Origin of the sequence: Formosa undariae, from assembly GCF_042427615.1 — a bacterium.
GTDB lineage: Bacteria > Bacteroidota > Bacteroidia > Flavobacteriales > Flavobacteriaceae > Formosa > Formosa undariae.
In genome coordinates, this window is the sequence record NZ_JBHMEZ010000032.1 from 237,162 (window position 1) to 263,863 (window position 26,702).

At 33.7% G+C, this 26,702-nt stretch carries 23 protein-coding genes, 1 tRNA gene and 1 pseudogene; 19 read left to right on the forward strand and 6 right to left on the reverse strand.

What is annotated here, in order from left to right; translation table 11 throughout:
- Nucleotides 1-23: 23 nt before the first annotated feature.
- Nucleotides 24-1,232: a sensor histidine kinase gene (locus tag ACFFVB_RS18040; protein ID WP_382384645.1), complete on the forward strand. Its 1,209-nt coding sequence runs from the start codon at nucleotides 24-26 to the stop codon at nucleotides 1,230-1,232.
- 276 nt (nucleotides 1,233-1,508) lie between these two features.
- A complete protein-coding gene (locus ACFFVB_RS18045; protein WP_382384647.1) occupies nucleotides 1,509-2,252 on the forward strand; it encodes an NYN domain-containing protein in 744 nt (247 codons plus the stop codon).
- A gap of 165 nt (nucleotides 2,253-2,417) precedes the next feature.
- Here the strand turns inward: ACFFVB_RS18045 and ACFFVB_RS18050 are convergent, their stop codons facing one another.
- Nucleotides 2,418-3,299: an NAD(P)-dependent oxidoreductase gene (locus ACFFVB_RS18050; protein WP_382384649.1), complete on the reverse strand. Its 882-nt coding sequence runs from the start codon at nucleotides 3,297-3,299 to the stop codon at nucleotides 2,418-2,420.
- 368 nt (nucleotides 3,300-3,667) lie between these two features.
- On the opposite strand from ACFFVB_RS18050, the gene ACFFVB_RS18055 reads away from it, so the two are divergent.
- The 3 genes from ACFFVB_RS18055 (at nucleotide 3,668) to ACFFVB_RS18065 (ending at nucleotide 9,862) form a co-directional block, all read left to right on the forward strand.
- Nucleotides 3,668-4,870: an exonuclease SbcCD subunit D C-terminal domain-containing protein gene (locus tag ACFFVB_RS18055; RefSeq protein ID WP_382384650.1), complete on the forward strand. Its 1,203-nt coding sequence runs from the start codon at nucleotides 3,668-3,670 to the stop codon at nucleotides 4,868-4,870.
- A gap of 12 nt (nucleotides 4,871-4,882) precedes the next feature.
- Nucleotides 4,883-8,539 (forward strand): AAA family ATPase, encoded by a 3,657-nt coding sequence (locus tag ACFFVB_RS18060; protein ID WP_382384652.1) that lies wholly within the window; start codon nucleotides 4,883-4,885, stop codon nucleotides 8,537-8,539.
- Between the two features lie 363 nt (nucleotides 8,540-8,902).
- Nucleotides 8,903-9,862, forward strand: coding sequence for a T9SS type A sorting domain-containing protein (locus ACFFVB_RS18065; RefSeq protein ID WP_382384653.1), 960 nt, complete (start codon nucleotides 8,903-8,905; stop codon nucleotides 9,860-9,862).
- A 1,135-nt stretch (nucleotides 9,863-10,997) separates the two neighbouring features.
- Here the strand turns inward: ACFFVB_RS18065 and rpsT are convergent.
- From rpsT to proS, 3 genes are all read right to left on the reverse strand, one after another.
- The gene (gene rpsT / locus ACFFVB_RS18070; protein WP_382384655.1) at nucleotides 10,998-11,249 is read right to left on the reverse strand and encodes a 30S ribosomal protein S20; all 252 of its coding nucleotides are present in this window, start codon (nucleotides 11,247-11,249) and stop codon (nucleotides 10,998-11,000) included.
- 26 nt (nucleotides 11,250-11,275) lie between these two features.
- Nucleotides 11,276-11,347 (reverse strand) — tRNA-Glu (locus ACFFVB_RS18075).
- A 173-nt stretch (nucleotides 11,348-11,520) separates the two neighbouring features.
- The gene (proS, locus tag ACFFVB_RS18080) at nucleotides 11,521-12,999 is read right to left on the reverse strand and encodes a proline--tRNA ligase (protein WP_382384656.1); all 1,479 of its coding nucleotides are present in this window, start codon (nucleotides 12,997-12,999) and stop codon (nucleotides 11,521-11,523) included.
- A gap of 29 nt (nucleotides 13,000-13,028) precedes the next feature.
- Between proS and ACFFVB_RS18085 the strand changes: the two genes are divergently transcribed.
- From ACFFVB_RS18085 to ACFFVB_RS18115, 7 genes are all read left to right on the forward strand, one after another.
- Nucleotides 13,029-14,123, forward strand: coding sequence for a hypothetical protein (locus ACFFVB_RS18085; RefSeq protein ID WP_382384657.1), 1,095 nt, complete (start codon nucleotides 13,029-13,031; stop codon nucleotides 14,121-14,123).
- Between the two features lie 28 nt (nucleotides 14,124-14,151).
- On the forward strand, nucleotides 14,152-15,675 hold the full coding sequence (locus ACFFVB_RS18090; RefSeq protein ID WP_382384658.1) for an OmpP1/FadL family transporter: 1,524 nt from the start codon (nucleotides 14,152-14,154) through the stop codon (nucleotides 15,673-15,675).
- Between the two features lie 157 nt (nucleotides 15,676-15,832).
- Nucleotides 15,833-16,510, forward strand: coding sequence for a GTP cyclohydrolase I FolE (folE, locus tag ACFFVB_RS18095; protein ID WP_382384660.1), 678 nt, complete (start codon nucleotides 15,833-15,835; stop codon nucleotides 16,508-16,510).
- Nucleotides 16,511-16,522: 12 nt separating this feature from the next.
- Complete coding sequence (cysS, locus tag ACFFVB_RS18100; RefSeq protein WP_382384661.1) at nucleotides 16,523-18,007, forward strand: cysteine--tRNA ligase; 1,485 nt, start codon at nucleotides 16,523-16,525, stop codon at nucleotides 18,005-18,007.
- A gap of 48 nt (nucleotides 18,008-18,055) precedes the next feature.
- On the forward strand, nucleotides 18,056-18,277 hold the full coding sequence (gene yidD, locus ACFFVB_RS18105) for a membrane protein insertion efficiency factor YidD (RefSeq protein ID WP_382384663.1): 222 nt from the start codon (nucleotides 18,056-18,058) through the stop codon (nucleotides 18,275-18,277).
- A 101-nt stretch (nucleotides 18,278-18,378) separates the two neighbouring features.
- Nucleotides 18,379-19,305, forward strand: coding sequence for a prolipoprotein diacylglyceryl transferase (gene lgt / locus ACFFVB_RS18110; protein ID WP_382384664.1), 927 nt, complete (start codon nucleotides 18,379-18,381; stop codon nucleotides 19,303-19,305).
- Between the two features lie 12 nt (nucleotides 19,306-19,317).
- Nucleotides 19,318-19,803, forward strand: a complete 486-nt coding sequence (locus tag ACFFVB_RS18115; protein ID WP_382384665.1) for a DUF192 domain-containing protein — start codon at nucleotides 19,318-19,320, stop codon at nucleotides 19,801-19,803.
- A 103-nt stretch (nucleotides 19,804-19,906) separates the two neighbouring features.
- Here ACFFVB_RS18115 and ACFFVB_RS18120 read toward each other — a convergent pair whose 3' ends face one another.
- Together ACFFVB_RS18120 and ACFFVB_RS18125 are read right to left on the reverse strand one after the other, a co-directional pair.
- On the reverse strand, nucleotides 19,907-20,302 hold the full coding sequence (locus ACFFVB_RS18120; protein ID WP_382384666.1) for a rhodanese-like domain-containing protein: 396 nt from the start codon (nucleotides 20,300-20,302) through the stop codon (nucleotides 19,907-19,909).
- Between the two features lie 6 nt (nucleotides 20,303-20,308).
- The gene (locus tag ACFFVB_RS18125) at nucleotides 20,309-20,623 is read right to left on the reverse strand and encodes a rhodanese-like domain-containing protein (RefSeq protein WP_382384668.1); all 315 of its coding nucleotides are present in this window, start codon (nucleotides 20,621-20,623) and stop codon (nucleotides 20,309-20,311) included.
- A 278-nt stretch (nucleotides 20,624-20,901) separates the two neighbouring features.
- Here ACFFVB_RS18125 and ACFFVB_RS18130 point away from each other — a divergent pair, with 278 nt between their 5' ends.
- From ACFFVB_RS18130 to ACFFVB_RS18160, 7 genes and pseudogenes are all read left to right on the forward strand, one after another.
- Nucleotides 20,902-21,357: a MarR family winged helix-turn-helix transcriptional regulator gene (locus ACFFVB_RS18130; protein ID WP_382384669.1), complete on the forward strand. Its 456-nt coding sequence runs from the start codon at nucleotides 20,902-20,904 to the stop codon at nucleotides 21,355-21,357.
- A 95-nt stretch (nucleotides 21,358-21,452) separates the two neighbouring features.
- Complete coding sequence (locus ACFFVB_RS18135; RefSeq protein WP_382384671.1) at nucleotides 21,453-22,019, forward strand: YceI family protein; 567 nt, start codon at nucleotides 21,453-21,455, stop codon at nucleotides 22,017-22,019.
- 296 nt (nucleotides 22,020-22,315) lie between these two features.
- A complete protein-coding gene (locus ACFFVB_RS18140; protein ID WP_382384673.1) occupies nucleotides 22,316-23,719 on the forward strand; it encodes an anthranilate synthase component I family protein in 1,404 nt (467 codons plus the stop codon).
- Nucleotides 23,720-23,730: 11 nt separating this feature from the next.
- Nucleotides 23,731-24,297: an anthranilate synthase component II gene (locus ACFFVB_RS18145; protein ID WP_382384675.1), complete on the forward strand. Its 567-nt coding sequence runs from the start codon at nucleotides 23,731-23,733 to the stop codon at nucleotides 24,295-24,297.
- Nucleotides 24,298-24,299: 2 nt separating this feature from the next.
- Nucleotides 24,300-25,292 carry an anthranilate phosphoribosyltransferase gene (trpD, locus tag ACFFVB_RS18150; protein ID WP_382384676.1) on the forward strand — a complete coding sequence of 331 codons (993 nt, stop codon included), beginning with the start codon at nucleotides 24,300-24,302 and terminating at the stop codon, nucleotides 25,290-25,292.
- A gap of 4 nt (nucleotides 25,293-25,296) precedes the next feature.
- Nucleotides 25,297-26,082, forward strand: a complete 786-nt coding sequence (trpC, locus tag ACFFVB_RS18155; RefSeq protein ID WP_382384677.1) for an indole-3-glycerol phosphate synthase TrpC — start codon at nucleotides 25,297-25,299, stop codon at nucleotides 26,080-26,082.
- A 23-nt stretch (nucleotides 26,083-26,105) separates the two neighbouring features.
- A pseudogene (locus ACFFVB_RS18160) lies at nucleotides 26,106-26,684 on the forward strand (phosphoribosylanthranilate isomerase); the annotation flags it as partial.
- Nucleotides 26,685-26,702 lie beyond the last annotated feature (18 nt).

Consider the following 26,702-nt stretch of genomic DNA (forward strand, 5'->3'; position numbering starts at 1 on the left):
AAACCAATCCTCAACAACAAAAAATGATTCCTGCTAAATTACCATACAACGAAACGGAGCGTATTGAAGTTTTAAATAGTCTTAAAATTTTAGATACTGTTGCAGATGATGATTATGATAATCTAACAGAACTGGCAAGCTTTATTTGCAGTACCCCCATTTCACTAATTTCACTTATCGACACAGACAGACAGTGGTTTAAGTCAAAAAAAGGATTGACAGCTTGCGAAACGTCTCGAGATATGTCATTCTGTGCACATGCCATACTAGACCCTTTAGAGATCTTAGAAGTCCCCGATGCAAGAAAAGACATACGTTTTATAGACAATCCTCTGACCCAGATTGAAACCCCCGTAATTTTTTATGCAGGGATACCTTTAAATACAGAGCAAGGAATTCCTTTGGGCACACTTTGCGTTATTGACCATAAACCTAACGCTCTTACTAGCGAACAAAAAGAGGCATTAAAGAAATTAGGGAAACAAGTAGAAAGACTTTTACTGTTAAGAACGAAGAATAACGAATTAACGATTACAAAAGAAAGCCTTAAAAAACATAACGGACTTCTAAAAGAATTTGCCAGTGTAGTCTCTCACGACCTTAAAATGCCATTGGCCAATTTAATACTAACTTCTGATATTGTAAAAAAGAAATATAGTAATGAGATAGATGATAAGGGAAAGGAATATTTAGACTATTTAAAAAAGTCGTCCCTTTCTATGAGTGATTACATTACAAAAATTTTAGACCATTATGAATGTATCTCATACGATATAGATGATACCCAACAATTTGGAATTAACGACTTATTAGAAGATGTTATAGATTTAATGAGCATTAAAGATAACTGCGAAATCTTAACGCCTGAAAAAAATATTGATATCAATTGTAATAGCACGGCTCTACAACAAATTTTCATTAATTTAATAGGTAATAGTCTTAAATATGGAGATAAGGAAAAAACGATTATAGAGATAGAAGCACGTGATAATAACGATTTCTATGAATTTAAAATTCGTGATAACGGCAGAGGAATAGAAAAAGAAAAACTTGAAACTATTTTTGGATTATTTGTCACAATTGGTCATTTGGACAATACGGGAGAGAAAGGGCACGGTATAGGTTTGTCTACAGTACAAAATCTTGTAGAAAGTTTAGGCGGCATAATTACAGTATCATCAGAACTCGGCTCATACAGTGAATTTGTATTTACGATTGCTAAAAGGTTATAGTTTTAAGAAAAAACGATCAAATTGTAGGTTTCCCTTAAAAACAAACTGTTATAACGAAATATAACATCTCTGCTTCTACCTTTTAATTTACCGAAACTTTAAAACAGCAGACTTTTTAAAATGGGTTATCACATTTAATTTATAGTCTAAATATAAATTCTTTCGGAATACATTCTAATTCCATCCTTTTTCGCTAAATTAGTTCCTATGCTTGAATATATCTGATTCAATAAAAAGCAACTTCAGTATTAATAAGAAGTCATACAAAAAAACAACTTGAATATGAATTTAGCCGTATTAATAGACGGAGACAATATACCATCTGCCGACGTTAAGGAAATGATGGAAGAGATTGCAAAATATGGCAATCCAACAATTAAAAGAATATATGGCGATTGGACAAGTCCGCACTTATCCAAATGGAAAAACCTACTGTTACAGAATGCCATTACGCCTATCCAACAATATGCCTACACTTCTGGTAAAAACGCGACCGATTCTGCGATGATTATTGACGCAATGGACATTCTTTATAGCGAAAAAGTAAGCGGATTTTGTCTTGTATCTAGCGATAGTGATTTTACCAAATTAGCAACCAGATTAAGAGAAGCTGGTATGCAAGTGATAGGCATCGGAGAGAAAAAAACACCAAATCCGTTTATCGTGGCTTGCGATAAATTTATCTACATCGAAATAATAAGAAAGCAAACCGAAACCGAAAAGAAAGAAAATATTAACCAGAAAGATCTTATAAAAGATAGTATCGATAAAATTACGCCAAAGGTAACCAAACTAATCGCTACAACTATTTCAGATTTATCAGACGAAGATGGATGGGCTTTTCTAGGAGACGTTGGAAGTTTACTTCAAAAAAAGCAACCCAATTTTGACTCAAGAAATTATGGGTTCGAAAAACTTACTCCCTTAATAAAATCTATTGGAGAGTTCGAAATAGACCAAAGAGTAAATCAAAAAAGCAAACATAAATTAATTTATGTAAAAAATAATAATGGCGAATAATATCAATTCCGCTTTAACTTTTTAACAAAAAAATTGCGTGTTTTATAAGTCAGATTTCTTTACGAAAAATTATGGCTTACAAACACGCAACATTTAATATACAATTCTTTGTATCTATTTTCTCTATAAAAAACATCCCTTTTAATACAAAAAGGGATATTTAAATTATTTCTTTAAGTTCACGAAATAATCAAAGATTTCTGGCACATTTCCGCTTCCCATATCTGCAGCTACTGCCGCTTGAAGGTTAGAAGAAGTCGCTTCTGCAATTGCAGAAGTTGAACCAAGATCATTCATCATTTGCACAAAATATCCAAGATCTTTATTCGCATTATTAATAGAGAAACCTAAATCACTTACGTTATCTACAGCGTAGTGCTTACAGAATTTCATAAATGGAGAATTTGATGGTCCAGAAGACATGATATCAAACAATTGTTGTGTGTCTACTCCTGCAAGTTTCGCAGCTGCGAAAGCCTGAGACATAGCAACTACAGTTGTCATTCCCATAAAGTTATTAATAAGCTTTGTTGTATGTCCAGCACCAAGAGCTCCTAAATAGAATACGTTTTCACCTTGTTCGTCTAAAACAGGTTTAACTTTCTCGAAAGTCTCTTTATTTCCAGCGGCCATGATATTAAGTAATCCATCTTTTGCATGAGCAGGTGTACGTCCAAGTGGAGCATCAATCATACCTGCGCCTTTTTCAGCAAGATCTTTACCAATTTTAATTGTAGATGCAGGAATTGAAGTTCCAAAATCAACTAAAACAGAACCTTCTTTAATACCAGCTAAAATACCTTCTTCACCGTAAACAATCTTTTCTACAACAGCAGAAGTTGTAAGACAGAACATTATGATATCGCTTTTTTCAGCTAATTCTTTTGGTGTAGCAGCTTCAGTAGCATTACCGCGAGCGATAACTTTTGCAACTTCGTCTTTATTAAGATCCATTACGGTTAGTTCGAAACCTCTCTTTTGAAGGTTTTCAACCATATTACCTCCCATAAGGCCTAGTCCGATAAATCCGATAGTGGGTTTTTTCATATTTAACTTGTTTAAATTATAATTGTTGGCACAAAGATAGGCATGCTGTTAACATTTACGAAATTATTTTAAAAAAACAATATAAAACCCGTTCTAAACCCATCGCATTCAAAATCGCTGACCTATAATAGTTTATCTATACGTTTACATATTAAAGTTCTCAAAACAAATCAACGTCAATTATACCTACATTAAAAAATGACTTCGATTAAAATCTATCGGTATTAAATATTTCTTTTTAAAGGAACGTTCATTATGTTTGAATAATTAATGAATGGATTATAAATTCCCACATTTGTAGTACCTCCCCTACTCATATCATTTATGTTGAAAGACATTCGGAATGTGCAAAAATTAAATTAAACGACATGAAAATACTTCATACTGCCGATTGGCATTTAGGACACAGATTACACGAACAATCTCAAGTAGAGGAACAACTACTATTTTTAGGGTGGTTGGAAAGCTATATCCTGACTAAAAATATTGATGTCTTATTAATTTCGGGAGATGTATTTGATAGTGGTTCGCCATCCAATCAAAGCTTACACATGTATTATAATTTTTTGATGAAACTTCAAAACACAAACTGTAAGTCGGTAATAATCACAGGGGGAAATCATGATTCGCCTGGTACTTTGAATGCTCCAAAAGATTTACTAAAAGCATTGTCTATACAGGTTATAGGAAAGGCGTCTGAGCATATAGAAGATGAAGTTTTTGAAATTGATATTAATAATGAAAAAGTAATTATTGGAGCGGTTCCTTTTTTACGAGATGGCGATATCAGACGCGCTACCGCTGGTGAAACGTTTGAAGAGCTAACCGACAAATATAAAACGGCATTAATACATCACTATGATGGAGTTGCAGAACACTGCCAAAAAATTAATATTACGGAAGCTCCTGTTATAGCCATGGGACATTTATTCGCCATGGGAGGCTCTGTATCGGATAGTGAGCAAAACATATATGTTGGTACTTTGGGCCATATCGGTGCCGAAGATTTCCCCGCCTACTTCGATTATGTCGCACTAGGACATTTACACAGACCACAAATAATTGGAGGAAACGAGAAAGTGAGATATTCTGGATCTCCAAATGTGTTAAGTTTTAGTGAAATTAATTACGATAAAAAAGTAATTGTATTAACGTTAGAAAACAATAAAATCTCAGCCATTGCAGACGATATTATTCCTGATTTTAGAAACATTGAAAGATTATCGGGAACACTTCAAGACTGTATTTCCCAATTTGTAAAGATAGAGACCAACAATTATAATTTAACACCTTGGATAGAAATTGTATTAGACGAACCACATTCTATAAATACAGATGAATTAAAAAAAGAAGCTGAGAATTATACCTTCGAAATTTTAAAAATTTCTTTAAAAAAGCAACGAAAAATTAAAGGCATCGAAGAACTCTTAGCTAATAGCAAATCGATTAAAGAATTACAACCTACAGAAGTTTTTAAACTAAAATGTAAAGAAATGGATTTTGACTTAGACAAAAACCCAAAAGTTATGGATGCGTTTGAAGAAATCCTACAAGCAGTTAGAAACCAATAAGCGCGTTTAGTCATGAAAATTTTAAAAATAGAATTACAGAATATAAATTCATTAAAATCGGATTCTCCAAGTGTTATAAACTTTGAAGACGACCATTTTAAAGATGTTGGTTTATTTGCCATCACAGGATCTACTGGTGCAGGAAAAACCACTATTTTAGATGCTATTACTATCGCCTTATACCACAGTGTACCTCGATTTAACAATTCTAAAGGTACATTGTTAGATGTTGTAAGTCACGGTGCTAATCATGCTTTTAGTCGTGTTACTTTTGAAAATGAAAATGTAATCTACGAAGCCTCTTGGCAAATGCGTTTAGCCCATCATACTACCGGACGCCCGTATGCCAATCCGCAGGAAGAAGTGAGTTTAAAGAATCTAACTACAAACACCATTTTATCGTCACAAAAACGGGCTGTTATTGCCGACATAATAACCGTGACACAATTGGATTACGGTCAGTTTTTACGATCTGTTATGCTTGCGCAAGGTGAATTTGCTTCATTTTTATCGGCTAAAGGCACAGAGAAAGGAAAGCTATTAGAGCAAATTACAGGTGAAGAAATTTACAAAAAAATCGGACAAGGAATTTTAGACCGAAAATCTTTAGAAGAAACTAAACTGAAAGATATTCAAGCTAAGATTAATGCTGATGATGTGTTGACAGATGATGCTAAAAACGAGTTAAATGAAAGAAATAATCAACTAGATACACAATTAAAAGATTCTGAAAACCAATTAGAAGCGCTTCAACAAATTGTAAGTTGGTATGTGAAATCTGAAGAGTTAGCAGTTCAGTCTAAACAACTCGAAGAACATGCTAATATAATCTCGAGTCATCTTGAAAAAAACAAACAAGAATTTGACTTATTAGACTTGAATGAAAAAGCAGAACCGTTTAAAGAACTCATTCAGAATTTTAATACCAATAAAAAGCACAGTACAGAAAAAGCCAACCAATTACAAAAACTACAGGCGGAGTTAACGGCATTAAACCCTAAGATTGAAATTTTAGATAAATTAAGTACAAAACAAAACGTATTATTAGAAGCATCTAAAAAAGAATTTAATGATTGGCAACCGAAGTTTGACGACATTACAAAATTAGATAGTGCGCTAAAAGTAGAAACGGATGATCAAATAAAATCTGAAAAAAAATTAGTCGCATTAAAACTCGAAATTAAAACGACTAAGGAGGAACAATCGGAACGTTCTAAAGCATTAACTCTAACAGAATCGGAAATCAAAACAAAAGCAGATTTTGTTTCTGAAAATAAATATTTACTAGAAGTCGACGCAGAATTATCTAATTGGGCAGCAAATTTATCCACTTTAAAAAGTTCTAAAAACACCTTAAATGATCATGCTGTTTTCGTTACAAACAAACAGAAAGCTATAGCATTAAGGACTTCCGAATTAGATAACAATAAAACATTGCTTAAAAACTCTACAACAGGGATAGAAACTATTGCTTCGGAAATTAAAACCATTTCTCTAGAATTAGATAAATATAAATTGTCCGATCTTATCTCTAAAAAAGATAAAATATCTAAAACTGAAGCCGACTGGAAGCTGTTTAAAAACTATGCAGAAGACACGCTAAAAGAAATAGCCTCTTTAGAAAAGTGCACCACGAATACACAAAAACTGCGATTAGAATTAAAACAGTTTCAAACAGAACTGGAGCGCTTAACTAAGCAAATAGTCGTGCAAAACACTACAGTTAGCGATGCCGAAAAAATATTAGAATTAGAGAAAAGTATTGCCAAATACGATGCAGATCGTAGGCACTTAAAACCAGGACAGCCTTGTGGATTATGCGGTTCTATAGAGCATCCGTTTACAAAACATTTGGAAACTGCTGGCGTTTCTAAATCAGAATTAGAGGTACAAACACGACGTGCATACTTAAACACACTAACAGAATCTAAATCCAATTTAGAGAAAAAAGAAATTGCATTAAAAACGCAAATTGAAAATTATAGCTCTCAGATAGAAACCATAAATGCAGATATTACAGCACTTCAATTAAAAGCAAAATCATTAGAATTAAGTTGCGAATTAACAGATTCTGAACAAATAAAAATTGAGTTAAGTCAATGTAGAAACACTTTAGAAGCTTTAGACCAGACCATTAAATCTACTCAGAAATTACAATCTCAAAAAGATGATTTATCCAAAACACTCGATAAACTAAAATTAGAGATAGAAGTCTTTAAAACAAAGGACACGACACTAAGTGAAACTATTAAAAATGCCGATGAAGAAATTGAGCAAAGGCAAAAATCCATTATAAAATTAACGCAGACCACTGCCGTTCTGGAAGAAAATCTAATCTCAAAGCTATCTAGATTCGACTATAAATTACCAGAAATAGACCATATAAATTCGTTTATAGAAGCCTTAAAGAAAGAAATTAAAAACTTCAATAAAACACAAAAAGATATTGAAGCACTTAAAGGGAAAATTACTGTAGGTAATACGGCATTAGAACACCTAGATAAGCAGTTGGTGACCTATATTAATTCTGAAAAAGAATACACAAAAGCGCTAGAAGAAAGTAGAATAATAGCAGAAAAAATAAAAGCAGATCGAATTGCTATATTACCACTAGAAGTTACGGTAGAAGGTAAAAGAATACAATTATCGGATACCATTACTCAATTAACAAAAAACCTAGATACTTCAAAAAAAGAATTACAAAGCCTTTTAGACACCAAGAGAGAAAAAGAGACATTGCAAAAATCATATGTAATGGACCTAGAAATTTTAGACAAAGAAAAATCAGCTTTAGACAATACACTTCAATCCTTGCTTAAGGAAAGTAGTTTCTTAAATAGAGAGGATATAGAAAAAGCACTTTTAACTCCAGAAGACAAACAGAGATTTACACAATCAAAACAGCGATTAAAGGATAATCAACTCAAGTTAAAGACACTACAAGAGGAACATAAAAAAGCATTAGAAAAACTAAACCAAGCTAAAAACTTTGAAACGTCGGAAGCAGATAGTAAATTGGCTTTAAGTGAATTAAAAGCGAAAAGAGATGGATATTCTACTACAAAAGGTCAGATTAAAGAAGCCTTTAGAAAAGACCAAGAAATTAGAAACAGAAATCAGGACATTTACAAAAAAATAGCTGAACAAGAAAAAGAATGTGGCACTTGGAGAGCTTTATTTAAATTAATAGGAAATTCTAAAGATGCATTCAATGTCTATGTACAACGTTTAACTTTAAAACATTTGTTAGATCTTGCCAACGTGCATCTATACAATTTAAATAAGCGCTATTCTTTAAAAATGGAAGCCGATTACAAGCCTAAGGAAGAGCTTAATTTTAATTTAATTGATCATTACCAAACGGATCAAGTGCGATTGGTTGATACGTCTAGTGGTGGTGAAAAGTTTATTATTAGCTTAGCTCTGGCTCTAGGATTATCGGATTTAGCGAGTAAAAACGTAAAAATAGATTCTTTATTTATTGATGAAGGCTTCGGAACTTTAGATAATAACACCTTAGAAACGGTAATCACAACCTTGGAAACATTACAATCTCAAGGCAAATTAATTGGGATTATTTCTCACGTCGAGAATTTAAAAGAACGTATTCCAACTCAAATTCAAATTACAAAGAAAAGTAATGGTGTAAGTACGGTGCAAATCGTATAGCATTAAATATTTATAAATAATACTTAAAATCTCAAGTGATATATCACTTGAGATTTTTTTTAAAAAAAAGAGCCCAATTAAACACCTAACACCTCATTAACAATTACTTATATTTTATTCTTAGTAAAAAAGGCTCTAATGTTAGTAAACACGGACTTCAACCTCAAATCCGTCATATCCGTTAATATTTTATCATACTCTTAATATTAAACTGTTTTAAGCATAAAATTAATTATATACAAGCTGTTTTGTTGCGACTTTAAAAATAAAAAATCTCTGCATCATTTTTTTTCATATATTTGGTTAACCAGATTGGTTATCCAATCAAAAAAACAAATATTATAACACTTAAAAACAAAGACTATGAAACAAACTCTACTCTCACTATGCCTAATGGCATCATTATCTGTATTTGCTCAAGAAACACAACCTGTTGTGCAAAATGGAAATTTTTATAAAATCGCAAAAAGCTCAGGGAGTGAATGTGGTTGTTCACAATGGATCAACAAAGATTTAGGAGACCAACCGGGATCATCTACATCAGGACTTACGACTGAAGAGAAGGAATATAACGAGGCTAACGATCCTGACAAAAATGCTTTAAAATATGATGCTGGACAAGCTGATTTAATTTATCAAGAAATAGCAGTTGTACCAAATAAATACTACATTTTAACTTACGAAGGACGAATTGATAGTGTCGATGATGACCAAACCCCAAGTGATTTAGAAATTAGAATACTTAAAGGTTCTGCTTATGTTGAGGATTATTCTCCTACTTATTATACAGATGCCACAGAACAACCTCAAAGAGATTTTGGTTATCGTGACATTTCAGAAACTGAAAAAACTGAAAACAATTTAATTGAAGAAATTATTAAATATCCAGGAGACAATAATCGCGTTTTTTATCAATACACTTTTAATAGTGGAGATGAAACAAGTATTGCTATCATGTCTAGAGGAATTGGTGGTAATGCCGGTTACGGAGACTATAATTGGTCTACTGGTGATGCAACAAATTATGTTTATTCAATAACTTTAGAAAACATAGGATCTACATTATCTGTAAGTGACAATGCATTTGCAGCTGGTTTAAAAGTATTCCCTAACCCTGCAAGTTCAAGCATCAATATTAAATCTGGAAACGGTACTCAAATTAACTCTGTAGAATTATACAATGTACTTGGATCTAAAGTACTTTCTGCTTCAAACTTAGTTAATAACGCTATCGATGTTTCGGAAATAGCTTCAGGAATTTATATTCTTAAAGTGAATGGAGCAGATAGAACATCTGTAAGCAAACGTGTTATTATTGAGTAACCAAAATCACAAATACTAAACAGGGTCTCCACTTTTAAAGTAGATAACTCTTAAAACTAAAAATCTCAGATTTAAATAATCTGAGATTTTTTTTATTTCAATTTTACGGTTTAAGGGCATATTGTTCTTAATTACCCCTGAACTCCTTTCACATCCTTTTTAAAACAGCTATATATGACTCAATCTCGAAAAGTTATAAATGAGAAAAAACACAACAAAACCTCTTGTCGCTTCAGGGTGTTCGAGCGGAGTCGAGAACAGAATATGCATCATATTGTTTTATTAAACAAATGTCGGCGCAATCTCGAAAAGTTATAAATGAGAAAAAGACAATAAAACGTCTTGTCGCTTCAGAGTGTTCGAGCGGAGTCGAGAACAGAACATGCATCATATTGTTTTATTTAAACAAATATCGGCGCAATCTAGAAAAGTTATAAATGAGAAAAAGACAACAAAACGTCTTGTCGCTTCAGGGTGTTCGAGCGGATTCGAGAACAGAACACGCATCATATTGTTTTATTAAACAAATGTCGGCGAAATCTAGAAAAGTTATAAATGAGAAAAAGACAACAAAACGTCTTGTCGCTTCAGGGTGTTCGAGCGGAGTCGAGAACAGAATATGCATCATATTGTTTTATTAAACAAATGTCGGCGAAATCTAGAAAAGTTATAAATGAGATAAAAGACAACAAAACGTCTTGTCGCTTCAGAGTGTTCGAGCGGAGTCGAGAACAGAACATGCATCATATTGTTTTATTAAACAAATGTCGGCGCAATCTCGAAAAGTTATAAATGAGAAAAAGTCAATAAAACGTCTTGTCGCTTCAGGGTGTTCGAGCGGAGTCGAGAACAAAAAAATAATATGTATTACTTAATACATTAATAAATGTAATTACAGCTCTATTTTGAATGATTATATTAAAAGAACCACAAATACTTCTAAAAAGACTTTTAACTCCCTAAGCATTGTAATATTATTTAATTCATAAACCACATACCTGTAGTGAGGATACAGTTTAGTTAGTATTGTTTAAAATACTTCTACTTCATGCTAGACTGAGTTCAGAAATATTTTAAACACAAAAAAGCCTCTCATTTCTGAGAAGCTTTCTGTTATTATATAACTAGGTATGTCTTAAAGTTCAGCGATATGCTTAGATAAACCAGATTTAAGGTTTGCCGCTTTGTTAACATGAATTATATTCTTCTTTGCTAACTTATCGATCATAGATACGACGTTAGAATATAACGCTTGAGCATCTTCCTTTGTTTCAGCGTCACGTAATCTCTTAATAGCATTACGAGTCGTTTTATGCTGATATTTATTTCTTAAACGTTTAGCTTCGTTACTTCTAATTCTTTTTAACGATGACTTATGATTTGCCATTTTGATCTTTTCTTATTAAATGATTGTAGCCCGTAGGGGAGTCGAACCCCTCTTACCAGGATGAAAACCTGGCGTCCTAGCCGATAGACGAACGGGCCATTATTTTTTTTGAGTGTGCAAATATAAAACTTAATTTCTTATTTGCAAAACATTTTTTCAAAAAACTTTCAATGTGATTTGTTGTTACTAATTATCCCATTGCGGGTGCAAATATACAACCTTTTTTGAATGTCACAACAATATTTGAAAGTTTTTTGAAAAAAAATTAAAATTAATATGCTTTCGCGAATAACACACGTCTGTTAGACGGCTTTCCACTAAAGACACATACACCAGACTCCTCTACCGAATCTTCTGGTATACAACGTATTGTCGCTTTTGTGATCTCTTTTATCTTATCTTCGGTCTCGTTAGTCCCATCCCAATGGGCTAAAATAAAACCACCAGTTTTTTCTAAAACATCTTTAAATTCCTCAAAAGTATCCACTTTAGTGGTGTGATCTGCTCTAAAATCAAATGCCTTTTTATAAAGATCGTCTTGAATTGTAGTCATTAATCCCTCTACAACATCTGTAAGTGCATCTAAAGCCACAACTTCTTTAGTTAATGTATCTCGTCTTGCCAATTCGACAGTACCGTTCTCAAGATCTTTAGGTCCTATAGCTATTCGTAATGGCACACCTTGTAGTTCATGTTGTGCAAATTTGGCACCTGGTCTATAAGTTGTACGATTATCATACTTTACAGAAATATTTCGAGCTCTTAAATCGCTCATAATAGTATTCGCTACTTCAGAAACCTCATCAAATTGTTCGTCCGTCTTATATATAGGAACAATAACAACTTGATTTGGCGCTAAGTTTGGAGGCAGTACTAAACCATGATCATCACTATGCGTCATAATTAAAGCGCCCATTAGTCGTGTTGACACGCCCCAAGAGGTAGCCCAAACGTAATCTTGCTTTCCTTCCTTAGATGTAAACTTGACATCGAATGCTTTTGCGAAATTCTGACCTAAGAAATGAGACGTTCCTGCTTGTAGTGCTTTTCCGTCTTGCATTAATGCTTCTATACAATAGGTCTCTACTGCTCCTGCAAAACGCTCGCTTTCCGTTTTCAATCCTTTTATTACAGGAATGGCCATAAAATTTTCTGCGAAGTTTGAATACACATTATTCATTAATTCCGCTTCGGTTATAGCTTCTGCTTCGGTGGCATGAGCTGTATGCCCTTCTTGCCATAAAAATTCGGCCGTACGTAAAAATAAACGTGTACGCATTTCCCAACGCACAACATTTGCCCATTGATTAATTAACAACGGTAAATCTCTATACGATTGAATCCATCCTTTATAGGTGTTCCAAATAATAGCTTCACTTGTAGGCCTAACAACCAACTCCTCCTCTAGTTTTGCTTCAGGGTCTACACGTAATTTTCCAGGGTTATCTGGATCGTTTTGCAATCTGTAATGTGTAACTACTGCACACTCTTTTGCGAAACCTTCTGCGTTTTTCTCTTCAGCTTCAAATAAACTTTTAGGGACAAACAATGGAAAGTATGCGTTTTGATGTCCTGTTTCTTTAAACATTCGATCTAATTCGGCTTGCATTTTTTCCCAAATAGCATAACCATATGGTTTAATAACCATGCATCCTCTAACGGCAGAATTCTCAGCTAAATCAGCCTTTACTACCAATTCGTTATACCATTTGGAGTAGTCTTCTGCTCTTTTTGTAAGTTTTTTACTCATATCTTAGTTGTGGCATAAATATTGCCACTATGTTAAATACATTAAATAGTTCAGCAAAACTAACTATTTTTGTTATGTTCAACAATAAATTCACTCCCGATATGAGATATAAAGATACATTAACACAAAAGGCTCCATTTTTTATAATGCTTTGCAGCTTGCTTGTGCTTTCATCTTGTGGAAGTTCGCAAGAATATTATACACAGCAAAATAACGATGGAATATACGGTTCTCCCAATAACAGAGTTGTGGTTTACCAAGATTATGACACTGCAGAAAATGTGTATTATAAAAACTATTTCAAAGATAAAAATGAAGAAATAGAAAGTTATAATGCAGAAATGGAACAAGATTCTGTATTTACAGATGTAGAAACGTACCAAAGTAATGCGTATACAGATACATACACGAACCAAAACGATTACAATGGTAATGGTGGATGGGGACAAGAAACAGAAGGTGTTTCTATAACTATTTATAATAACGATCCATTTATGTATGGTGGCGGATTTGGATACGGTTATGGTTATGGTTGGGGTTATGCCGGCTGGAACAGACCTTTCTGGGGCTGGGGCGGTGGTTATTACCCTCCTTATTATGGAGGTTGGGGCTACGGCGGTGGCTGGGGTTATGGCTACGGTTACGGCGGAGGTCACTATGGCTATCCAGGATATTGGAACCAAGGGTATCATAATAATGGATACCGAGGAAATAATATGGGTTACAGAAGAGGTTTGGCTTACAACAGCAATAACAGATATTTAAACAGCACGCGTTATAGCGCTACAAGAGACAATTCGAGTACTAACAGCAGTAGATATCAAAACTTAACTAGAAATAGTGAGTCTAGAACCAATACAGCGAATACTTCAAGTAGAAGATCATACCAAACAACACGAACAAGTAGAAATTATAATGCTACTAGAACCAACAATTCGAATACCTATAGCAGAACCCAACCTACTTACAATAGTAACAGTAGCACAAACAGGTCTTACAATAGCAGTAGTCGATCTTCATCGAGTAGCAGCAGAAGTTATTCTGCTCCAACACGATCGTCTAGCAGCTCTAGCAGTTCTAGTTCTAGATCAAGTACAGGATCAACGCGAAGTGGTGGTAGATAGTAAATAATCAAAAAACATAATATTTATAATGAATTTTAAAATACTAGTTTTTATTCTAGCAGGCATCTTAACAGTGCCTGCTTTTTATGCTCAAAACATAACAGACGCAGTACGATATTCTCAAGACAATATTGTAGGATCTGCAAGATTTAGAGCCTTAAGTGGTGCTTTTGGCGCATTAGGAGGAGATTTATCTGCCACGAGTTTGAACCCTGCAGGATCGGCAGTTTTTAACAATACCTTTATGTCAGTTTCGTTAACAAACATAAATGTAGACAATGATACCCAGTTTTTTAACGGACAAGATTCTTTTTCTAATTCCTTTACCGAATTCACTCAAATAGGAACAGCCTTCGTGTTTTATAATCCGAATATGAATAGTTCTTTCGAAAAATTCACTTTAGCAATTACCTATGATAAAACTCAAGACTTTAAAGACGATTGGGCATCGCATGGTGTAAACTCCAATTCTATCGATGGTTATTTTTTGTCGAATGCACAAGGAAAACGTTTAGATCAGATTTCGGCACTTTCCAATGAAACTATTTCTCAAGCATATTCTGAAATAGGAAAATTTTATGGGTTTGGAAATCAACAAGCATATTTAGGATATGAATCTTATATTTTGCAACCAAATAACTTTGAAGATGATAATACAGAGTATACATCTAACATTGCTCCTGGAACATTCAATCAGCATTACATCTATTCTGCCACAGGGTACAATGGTAAAATTGCAATAAATTTTGCATCTCAGGTAAACGACAGATTGTATTTAGGACTTAATCTTAATACACATTTTATAAACTACGATCGCTATACTTATTTTGAAGAAGGAAATTCTAATTATGGTTCTGTTGTGAAACAGGTAGATTTTGAAAACAACTTATCTACTATAGGTGGCGGCTTTTCATTTCAAGTGGGAACGATATACAAAGCAACCGATAATTTAAGAGTCGGTTTAACTTACAACTCTCCTACTTGGTATACTATTGAAGAAGAATCTTCTCAATATATTTCTACTGTTAGATCGGAAAACGGAAGAGACATAACTCAAATTGTAGATCCTAGAATTATTAATATTCATCCAGAATATCAATTAAAAACACCAGGAAAACTTTCGGGAAGTTTAGCTTATATTTTTGGAGGCAATGGTTTAATAAGTTTTGACTATGCGTATAAAGATTACGGAAATTCAAAATTCAAACCAGAAAACGACTCAAACTTTAACAAGCAAAATCAGATTATTAGTAACGAATTAATAGGCGCATCTTCTTTTGCTGTCGGTGGGGAATACAGATTGAAACAACTTAGCTTTAGAGGTGGGTATCGTTTTGAAGAAAGCCCTTATAAAAACAGAGAAACTATTGGCGACTTAACAGGCTATTCTGTTGGATTAGGATATAGCATTGGAACCACAAAATTAGATGTCACTTTCGACCAGTCACAACGCGATTCAGAATATCAGCTCTATAATGTAGGTTTAACAGATACGACTTCTTTAGATACTAAAATTTCAAGTTTAACATTTTCAGTAAGTTTCGCTTTATAATTCGACTATATAACAAAAAAACAGGTCTGTTTTCTTTTTGAATTCAGACCTGTTTCTTTTATACAACCAAACAGCAATTAATAAGTTTCCCAATTCAAACTTAAAGAAAACTGAATTACTTATATTTGCAGATTAAAATAATATTATTTTTTAGAAAATGAAATTTGATAATAATATAGAAGAGTTTGATGCTTATGGCGACGACCATATTGGAAGTGCTACAGATACTCCAATGATTGCAGATGCTTTTAAACTTTCGGATGAAGAAAAAATTAAATCTATAAACGAAAATGTTCGCCAAATCATGGAAACATTAGGACTAGATTTAACCGACGATAGTTTAAAAGGAACTCCAAACCGTGTTGCTAAAATGTTTGTAAAAGAAATTTTTAGCGGTTTAAACCCTAGTAACAAACCAAAAGCGTCTACTTTCGACAATAAGTATAAATACGGTGAAATGTTAGTTGAAAAAAACATCACCCTATACTCCACTTGCGAGCACCATTTTTTACCAATTGTAGGTAGAGCACATGTTGCTTATATCTCTAAAGGTAATGTTGTAGGTTTATCTAAAATGAATCGTATTGTAGATTATTATGCGAAACGTCCTCAAGTTCAAGAGCGATTAACTATTCAAATCGTAAAAGAATTACAAGCTGTTTTAGGCACAGATGATGTTGCATGTATTATAGATGCGAAACATTTATGTGTAAATGCGCGAGGAATTAGAGATATCGAAAGCAGTACAGTTACTGCCGAATTCGGAGGTAAATTTAAAGAAAAAGACACCCGAAGAGAGTTTATCGAGTACATTAAATTAGAGACGCAATTTTAAATCAGCACGAACATGCCTCAGCTATACAAGCAACAAAGCATTAAAATTTACAATTCACTTTCAGGAAAAAAAGAACTTTTCACTCCTATTACCGACGGTAATGTTGGGATGTATGTTTGCGGACCTACGGTTTACAGCAATGTGCATTTAGGAAACGTAAGAACTTTTATGTCTTTCGATACTATTTTTCGATACCTAAAACATTTAGGCTACAAGGTGCGCTATGTCCGTAATATTACAGATGCAGGACACTTAGAAAACGATGCAGACGAAGGAGAAGATCGTATTGCTAAAAAGGCACGTTTAGAGCAAATTGAACCTATGGAAGTCGTACAGCGTTATACTGTCGATTTTCATAACATTCTAAATAAATTCAATTTTCTACCGCCAAGTATCGAACCTACAGCGACTGGCCATATTATTGAACAAATCGAATTAATAAAAACGATTATCGATAATGGATTTGGCTACGAAGTTAACGGCTCTGTATATTTTGATGTTTTAAAATTTAATGAAACCAACGATTATGGTAAATTAAGTAAAAGAAATGTTGAAGATTTAATTCACAATACACGTGTTTTAGACGGGCAAACAGATAAGAAAAACCCACAAGATTTTGCACTTTGGAAGAAAGCAGAACCTCAGCACATTATGCGCTGGCCTTCGCCTTGGAGCGATGGTTTTCCGGGTTGGCACTTAGAATGTACTGCTATGAGTACAAAATATTTAGGTGAACATTTTGATATTCACGGGGGCGGAATGGATTTAAAATTCCCACACCACGAATGTGAAATTGCTCAAGCCGAAGCGTGTAATCACCAAACACCTGTTAACTATTGGATGCATGCCAATATGTTGATTATGAATGGTAAAAAAATGGCGAAATCTACAGGAAATTACATCCTTCCTGAAGAAATATTTACTGGAGAAAACAAGAATATTACACAAGCTTTTAGTGCAAGTGTGGCACGTTTTTTCATGTTACAAGCACATTATCGTAGCATCCTAGATTTTACGAATAACGGCTTGTTAGCAAGTGAAAAAGGTTTCAACCGATTAATGGATGCTATTTCAGATTTAGAGACACTTAAAGCTGCTAGCTCATCTTCAATTAACATTGCAGAATGGAAACAGAAGTGTTATGATGCAATGAACGACGACTTTAATTCTCCAATATTAATTGCTAATTTATTTGAAGGTGTAAAATTCATCAATCAATTAAAAGAAGGAAAAGCGACACTTACCGAAGCCGATCTACAGGAATTAAAAGCGACCATGAACACCTTTACATTTGATATTTTAGGTTTAGTTCACGGATCTCAAATAGAGACAGGTAAAGATAAATTAACTGGAGCTGTAGATTTACTTATAAAATTACGTCAAGAAGCACGAGCCAATAAAGACTTTGCTTTATCAGATAAGATTCGAGACGAACTTGCGAACGTTGGTATTCAACTAAACGACGGTAAAGACGGCACATCATTCTCGACAAATTAAAAACATAACACGGACAAGTATTTTCACTTGTCCGTTTTTTATATCACCATGAAACGTTTATTAATTGCACCTTTCTTATTCTTAATAAAGATATACCAAACCCTTATATCTCCATTAACGCCTGCGTCTTGTAGATACCATCCAACATGTTCGCATTACACTAAAGATGCACTTACAAAACATGGACTTATAAAAGGCGGTTGGCTAAGCATAAAACGGATTTTAAGCTGTAATCCTTGGGGAGGCTCTGGATACGATCCTGTTCCTTAATTTATTCTTTTTAACGTACTATATTTTAAGAGTCCTTAACACGCTATTCTTTTTTAATCCTTGTGCAAATGTCTATATTTACGCATTGAAAACTAAATACTATGCACTTTTTAAAATTCGATTGGAATCCTACTTCAGGAATTGAGATCATCGGTAATTTTCAACTTCATTTCTACAGTTTAATGTGGGTTACAGCCTTTCTATTAGGTTGGTACGTCATGAAACGTATCTATGAAAAAGAAAAGGTATCTTTAGAATATTTAGATCCGTTATTTATATACACCGTTTTAGCAACCATGATTGGTGCACGTTTAGGTCACGTTATATTCTACCAACCTGAATTGTTTAAAGAAGATTTTCTTAGTATTTTCTTACCTATAAGAACGAATCCGACTTTAGAGTTTACAGGATTTCAAGGTTTAGCAAGTCACGGTGCCGCTATTGGTATTATTGTAGGAATGTATTTATACAGGAAGAAACACAACTACAAATCGTTAATGTGGATTTTAGACCGCATTGTGATTCCAGTATCTCTAGGTGCCATTTTTATTAGAATTGGAAATTTTATCAATTCAGAAATAATAGGAAAAATCACCGATTCGAATTTAGGTGTTCGTTTTATTCAAGATGAATATAGCAAACGAGAAGCTGTTCAGTTAACAGGACTTAAAGATCCAAAAGAAGCTTATAATGCCATAGCAAACAATCCGCAATTTCAAAACTTATTAGATGCGGTACCTTACAGACATGCTGCACAGTTATACGAGGCAGGTTGCTATATATTTGTATTCATTATCTTATGGGTTCTCTATTCTAAAACCAATAAAAAAGACAATCCAGGTTTCTTATTCGGACTCTTTTTAGTACTACTTTGGACGATTAGATTCTTTGTGGAATTTGTAAAAGAAGCCCAAGTAGACGATCGCGCAACATGGGCTCTAAACACAGGACAATGGTTAAGTATCCCATTTATATTAGTTGGATTCTACTTTATGTTTGTCTATAAAGGAGTCTCTAAAAAAGCCTAAAAATAAACTATTATGAAGTCTATTAAGTTATTTGTTCTCGTTTTTGCTGTTTGTATACTAAATACGTCTTGTAAAGATGATAAAAAAGTAAACCTTGCACCTACCGAAATTTCATTTCATAAAGAAGGCGAACTACAGCTTTACAAAGCTAAAACGGACTCCATAATTAAGACTTTAAATATTGAAATTGCCGATACGGAATACGATCGTGAAACAGGTTTAATGTATAGATCTTCTATGGAAGATACGAATGCCATGTTATTTGTTTTTCCTAATGAAGAACCTCGTGGATTTTATATGAAAAATACGCAGTTTGCATTAGACATTATTTATATCGGGGAGAATAAAACCATAGTAACGATTGCTAAAAACGCAAAACCTATGGATGAAACTACTGTATTATCACATAAACCAGCAATGTATGTATTGGAAATTAATTCTGGTTTAGCTGATGCATGGCAACTTAAAGAAGGTGACTCCATTTCGTTTACCAAATAATTCCAATTGCTCTTTTAAAACACATTAGAGTTATTTAAAAAAAAGCAGGATTAAATTAGAGATAATTTAATCCTGCTTTTTTTGTTTTAACACGTAATAAAATCTAATCTATTACCAGTTCTTTGCCCTGATGTTTCCATTCGGAGACACCTCCCTTTAAATCGAAAATCTTAACGAAACCAGCCTCTATTAATTTTTCTGCACATTCTGCACTTCGCTTTCCCGAATTACAATATAGTGCTACCGGCTTTGTTTTATCTAAATTCGCAATATCAGATTCGAACGTATCAGAATTAAAATCGATATGTTGTGAATTCGCGATATAACCCTGTAATAGCCGATCTTTTTCAGATCGTAAATCAACCAATTGTACATCGTCTAAATGTATAAGAGATTGCATTTCTTCTGCAGTAACAGCTTCAATCACGCCTTTGTTTTGGTGATTACATGATGTAAACACCAGTAATATCAAGCAAAATAGTATACTTATTTTTTTCATCTAATTTTAGCGCTCTGCAACGTCTCCATCCCATTCATTAAATCCGCCTAATAAATTATACGCATTTTCGATTCCTAATTGATCCATCATTTCACAAGCTTTACCACTTCTTGCTCCTGAACGGCAATACACATAATAGTTTTTTGTTTTATCTAATTCATCAAGCTGATTTACAAATTCTTGACCTAAATAAAAATCAATATGCTTAGCATTTTCTATAAAACCTTGATCTACTTCATCGTCTGTACGAACATCTAAAATCACAGCATTGCTATCGCTAGCTAACTGCTCTACCCATTCCTCTTGTGTTAAATCTGCCATTGTAGTATATATGTTTTGGTTACAAATTTATAATTTCTTTAATATATAATCGAAAAAAAACAAGAAGTCTTACATATTCCGATCCTTTTATTTGTTCAAGGTTTGTTTTCCTCACATTTACTAAACTATTTCTACTCCGTAACTCAATAACTACAATTCGGATTTTTAATGCAGAGGCATCCACAAAAGCTATAATACAATCTTTAACAAAAGATTATATAAAAGAGTGTACTTTATAAAGGCACAATACTATACATTTGTATATACAATAGTTGTACATGAAACAGTTAGAAGACATACTTAAAACAAGTCAGCCCATTCCGTTAAACAGAAAGACCGTATTAAACATTGCGTACTCGGCCATTTGGATAAAAGATATGACCCACCCTGTTTTAAAATCTTTCGACATTTCTAACGAACAGTTTAATGTGCTGCGTATTTTACGAGGTAAAAAAGGAAGTCCTGCAAACCTACAAGACATTCAAGATAGAATGATTAATAAGATGAGTAACACTACACGTCTGGTAGATAAACTTATTTTAAAAGGGTATGTAGAACGGTTCATTTGTGAGAAAAATCGAAGAAAAGTTGACATTTTCATCACCAAAGACGGTCTGAAACTCTTAAAAGAAATAGATCCGAATATTAATAAAACCGAAGATAATGTGACCTCAAATCTATCTGTAGAGGAATTAGAAAATTTGAATTATTTACTTACTAAATTAAGATCATAAGGTTCTAACCAACAGTACAAAATACTAATAAATTGAAATCAATTAATAACAATAGTAATCCATTATAAATAGTAACCAAACACAAATAAATTAAAATGAAAAACACAGTAAAAATCGCAATGCTATTAGTTTTAGCAATCACAGTAGCATCGTTCTCAGCTTTAAAAACAAAGAAAGTAGACGTAAAAACAAGCCAGATAACTTGGACAGGACACAAAGTTACAGGACAACATGACGGCACCATCACATTAAAAGATGGATCTTTAGAATTCAATGGAAAAGTATTAGTCGGAGGTGAATTCACTATGGACATGACATCTATAAACACAACCGATCTTGAAGGAAAATCTAAGGTCAAATTAGATGGACATTTAAAGGCAGATGACTTTTTTGGAACTGATAAATACCCAACAGCAACCTTAAAGTTTACTAAAGTTGAAGGTGGAGCTACAGATTATACTGTAACTGGAGATTTAACTATTAAAGGCATTACAAAGCCTGTAACATTTAATATGACTGTTGCAGAAGGTACCGCAAAAGCAGCTTTTAAAATAGACAGAACGAAATACGATATTAAATACGGTTCGGCGAGTTTCTTCGACGACTTACAAGACAAAGCCATTTATAACGAATTTGACTTAAATGTGTCTTTAAAATTCTAACATTCCTAATTCAATTGTTAGTTACAGTGTGTGAATGAGTTAAATTCCTGTGGTGTTATGTATTAATTTACGGACCTACAGGAATTCTCTTTTTAAATTTCTTCTAAAAAAATTTGATAACTAAATTTACATTCCTATATTTGAATCAAATAATTAAAGAATTGAACACAAATTTAAATATTACTTGGTGGTGGAGCTCTCGAAATTCAATCTTCGTGAACTAAACCTATTGTATATTTTAAACTCAAAATAACAAGGCTTGTCATTCACGACAAGCCTTTTTTTATTACAAAAAAATGAAACAATTTAAACTCACAACACACTACAAAAAAATATTAGCCGATACTATTACACCGGTTAGCATTTATTTAAAAATTAGAGATCGTTTCCCTAATAGTCTTTTACTTGAAAGTAGCGATTACCACGCTAACGATAACAGTTTCTCTTACATTTGCTGTAATCCGATTGCCTCAATAAAAGTCCAAAACGAAACGATTACTCAGGAATTTCCTAATGGTGAAATCATTTCTCAACCTATTACAGAACGCGGTATGGTTACTGAAGAGATTCACAACTTTACCAAACGTTTTAAGACAGACGAGAATGAAGAGTTTAAATTTATAAATAATGGTATTTTTGGATATATAGGTTATGATGCCGTTCGTTATTTCGAAGATATCGAGATCACTAAAAAAGACAAGGTTTTAGGTATTCCCGATATATATTATGCGGTTTACCAAAACATAATCGCGATAAATCATTTTAATAATGAAGCTTATATTTTTGCACATTGTTACGATGGCGAAAATAATATCGATGACTTAAATCAGCTTATAAAGTCAAATCAATTCGCAACCTATCAGTTTACTCCTGAAGACGACATTGCTTCCAACTTAACAGACGAAGAATATAAAAAGAATGTGGTTTTAGCCAAACAACATTGTGCTAGAGGCGATGTTTTTCAATTGGTTTTATCTAAAAAATTCTCTCAAGAATTTAAGGGAGACGACTTTAATGTCTATCGCGCCTTAAGAAGTATTAACCCATCCCCTTACCTATTCTATTTTGATTACGGCACCTTTAAAATCTTCGGAAGTTCTCCGGAAGCGCAACTGATTGTACAAGATGGTAATGCCGAAATTCACCCTATTGCAGGAACATTTAAGCGTACAGGTAATGATGAACAAGATGCAGAACTTGCTAAAAAATTAGCAAAAGACGATAAAGAAAATGCAGAACATGTGATGCTTGTCGATTTGGCAAGAAACGATTTAAGTCGTCACGGAAGCCAAGTTACTGTAGATACGTATCGTGAAGTGCAATTCTTTTCGCACGTGATTCACTTAGTAAGTAAAGTAATTGGTAAAAAACATGCCGACACGATCACCATGCAAGTAGTTGCAGACACATTTCCTGCAGGAACATTAAGTGGCGCACCTAAGCATAAAGCGATGCAACTGATTGAAAAATACGAAAAAACAAGTCGTGAATTTTACGGTGGAGCAATCGGGTTTATGGATTTTACCGGTAATTTTAATCATGCGATTATGATTAGAACGTTCTTAAGCAAAGACCACAAGCTACATTGGCAAGCGGGAGCAGGAATCGTTTCAAAATCGAAACCTGAAGACGAATTACAAGAAGTTTACAACAAGCTAGGTGCTTTAACCAAAGCTATAGATTTAGCTAAAAACATTTAATAGTGTACAAAATGAAACATATATTAGTTATAGATAATTACGACAGTTTTACCTACAATTTGGTGCACTATTTAGAAGATTTAGGGTGCCAAGTTACCGTAAAACGAAATGATAAAATTGATTTAGACGAGGTTGCAAATTTCGACAAAATTGTATTATCTCCTGGCCCAGGAATTCCTGATGAAGCTGGATTATTAAAAGAAATTATTAGAACATACGCTCCAACTAAAAGTATTTTAGGAGTGTGTCTAGGTCAGCAAGCTATGGCCGAAGTTTTTGGCGGAAGCATTGAAAACCTAGATAATGTGTATCATGGTGTAGCTACAGACGTTACCTTGTGTGTAGACGACGAAAAATTATTCGATGGTTTCGACAAGACATTCCCTGTAGGTCGTTATCATTCTTGGGTCGTTTCAAATGCATTACCAGATGTATTGGAAGCTACTTCTTTCGATGAAAACGGACAAATTATGTCTTTACGTCACAGAGTTTACGATGTTCGCGGGGTACAATATCACCCAGAATCGGTGTTGACACCTAACGGAAAGCAAATGCTTAAAAACTGGATAAATAGTTAATTATGAAACAGATACTTAACAGACTTATAAACGACGAACATATTTCGAAAGAAGAAGCAAAACGTGTGCTGGTCAACATCTCTCACGGGGAATATAACCAAAGTCAGATTGCCTCATTTTTAACAGTGTATATGATGCGTAGCATCACCACGGACGAGTTAGAAGGTTTTAGAGATGCGCTTTTAGAATTGTGTTTGGCAGTAGATTTATCCGGGTATAACACAATAGATTTATGCGGAACTGGAGGTGATGGAAAAAACACATTTAACGTGTCTACATTAGCTTCTTTTGTTACTGCAGGAGCAGGCGTACATGTTACGAAACACGGAAATTACGGAGTCTCTTCCATTTCTGGTTCTAGTAATGTGATGGAGCATTTAGGAATTAAATTCACCAACGATGCCGGCTTCTTAGAAAACAGTTTAGAAAAAGCGGGGATTTGTGTGTTGCACGCGCCTCTATTTCATCCAGCGATGAAACATGTCGCTCCAATTCGTAGAGAATTAGGTGTAAAAACATTCTTTAATATGCTTGGTCCAATGGTAAACCCCGCGTTTCCGAAGAACCAATTGGTAGGTGTTTTTAATTTAGAATTAGCGCGGCTATACGGTTATTTATATCAGAATACAGACAAGAATTTTACGATTCTACACGCTTTAGACGGGTATGATGAAATTTCACTAACAAGTGAAACAAAAGTGATTTCGAATCATTCTGAGACCATGTTATCCCCTGAAGATTTTGGAGTACAAAAAATAAAACAATCAGACATTTTTGGTGGAGACACCATTAAAGATGCTGCAGATATATTTATGAGTATCCTACAAGGAAAAGGTACAGAAGCCCAAAACAATACGGTTTGCGCGAATGCCGCCATGGCCATAAAAACGGTAAAAGACACATCGATAACCGATAGTTTTGCGGCCGCAAAGGAATCTTTACAATCTGGAGAAGCCTTAAAACGATTCAAAACATTAGTCCATTTAAGTGCATAATAGTATGAATATTTTAGATAAAATTGTTGCCGATAAACGCAAAGAAGTTGCATTAAGAAAATCGCTTATTCCTGTAAAGCAATTAGAGCAATCTATATTGTTTACAAGAACTACAAATTCTTTGGCGGCGGCATTAAAAGCAAGTACAAGTGGTATTATAGCAGAGCATAAACGTCGTTCTCCTTCAAAATCGGTCATCAACCATAATTTAAATGTGTTTGATGTCGCAAAAGGATACGAAGATGCTGGAGTGTGTGGAATGTCTGTACTAACCGATGGCAAATATTTTGGAGGTAGTTTAGACGATTTACTTACCGCTCGTGCGAGTTGTAACTTGCCTTTACTCCGCAAAGAATTTATCATAGATGAATATCAACTTCTTGAAGCCAAAGCTTACGGTGCAGATGTGATTTTATTAATCGCGGCAATTTTAACGCGAGAAGAAATTAAAACGTTTTCAGAATTCGCAAAAAGCTTAAACTTAGATGTACTTTTAGAAGTGCATAACGAAGAAGAACTTCACAAATCATTAATGCCAAGTTTAGATATGCTTGGTGTAAACAATAGAAATTTAAAAACTTTTGAAGTGTCGCTAGACATCAGTAAGGAATTAAGCACATTAATTCCAAACGATTTTGTAAAAGTATCTGAAAGCGGTATTAGTAATATCGAAGCCATTAAAATACTTCAGCCCTATGGTTATAAAGGTTTTCTTATTGGTGAAAATTTCATGAAAACGGACAATGCAGGAGCAAGTGCAACCGAGTTTATAAATGCCTTAAACCAATAGTTATGAAACTAAAAGTTTGTGGTATGAAATTCCCCGAAAACATCACAGAAATAGGGAGTTTACAACCTGATTATTTGGGATTTATTTTTTACGATAAATCGGCACGTTTTATAAACACAGAAATTCCTAACATCCCAGAAAGCACTAAAAAAGTTGGTGTATTTGTAAATGCTTCAACTGATACCGTCATTAAAACCGTTTTGGCAAACAATTTGCAAGCAGTTCAACTTCATGGAGAAGAATCGGTTGATTATTGTAAAACAATAAATGAAGAGCTTCCTAATATTGAAATTATTAAAGTATTTTCCATCAAGGATAAATTTAATTTTGATGTTTTAAAACCATTTGAAACCGTATGCGATTATTTCCTTTTCGATACAAAAGGTAAACTTCCTGGCGGAAATGGTTATACCTTCAATTGGAATATTCTTGAACAGTATCCTTCAACAAAACCTTATTTTTTAAGTGGAGGTATTGGAGATTCTGAAATAGAAGATGTTTTAGAATTTTCGAAAAGTAAAGCATCAAAATATTGTTATGCCATTGATGTAAATAGTAAATTTGAAATCAAGCCAGGTTTTAAAGATTTTGACCGTGTAAAACAATTTAAAAAGCAATTA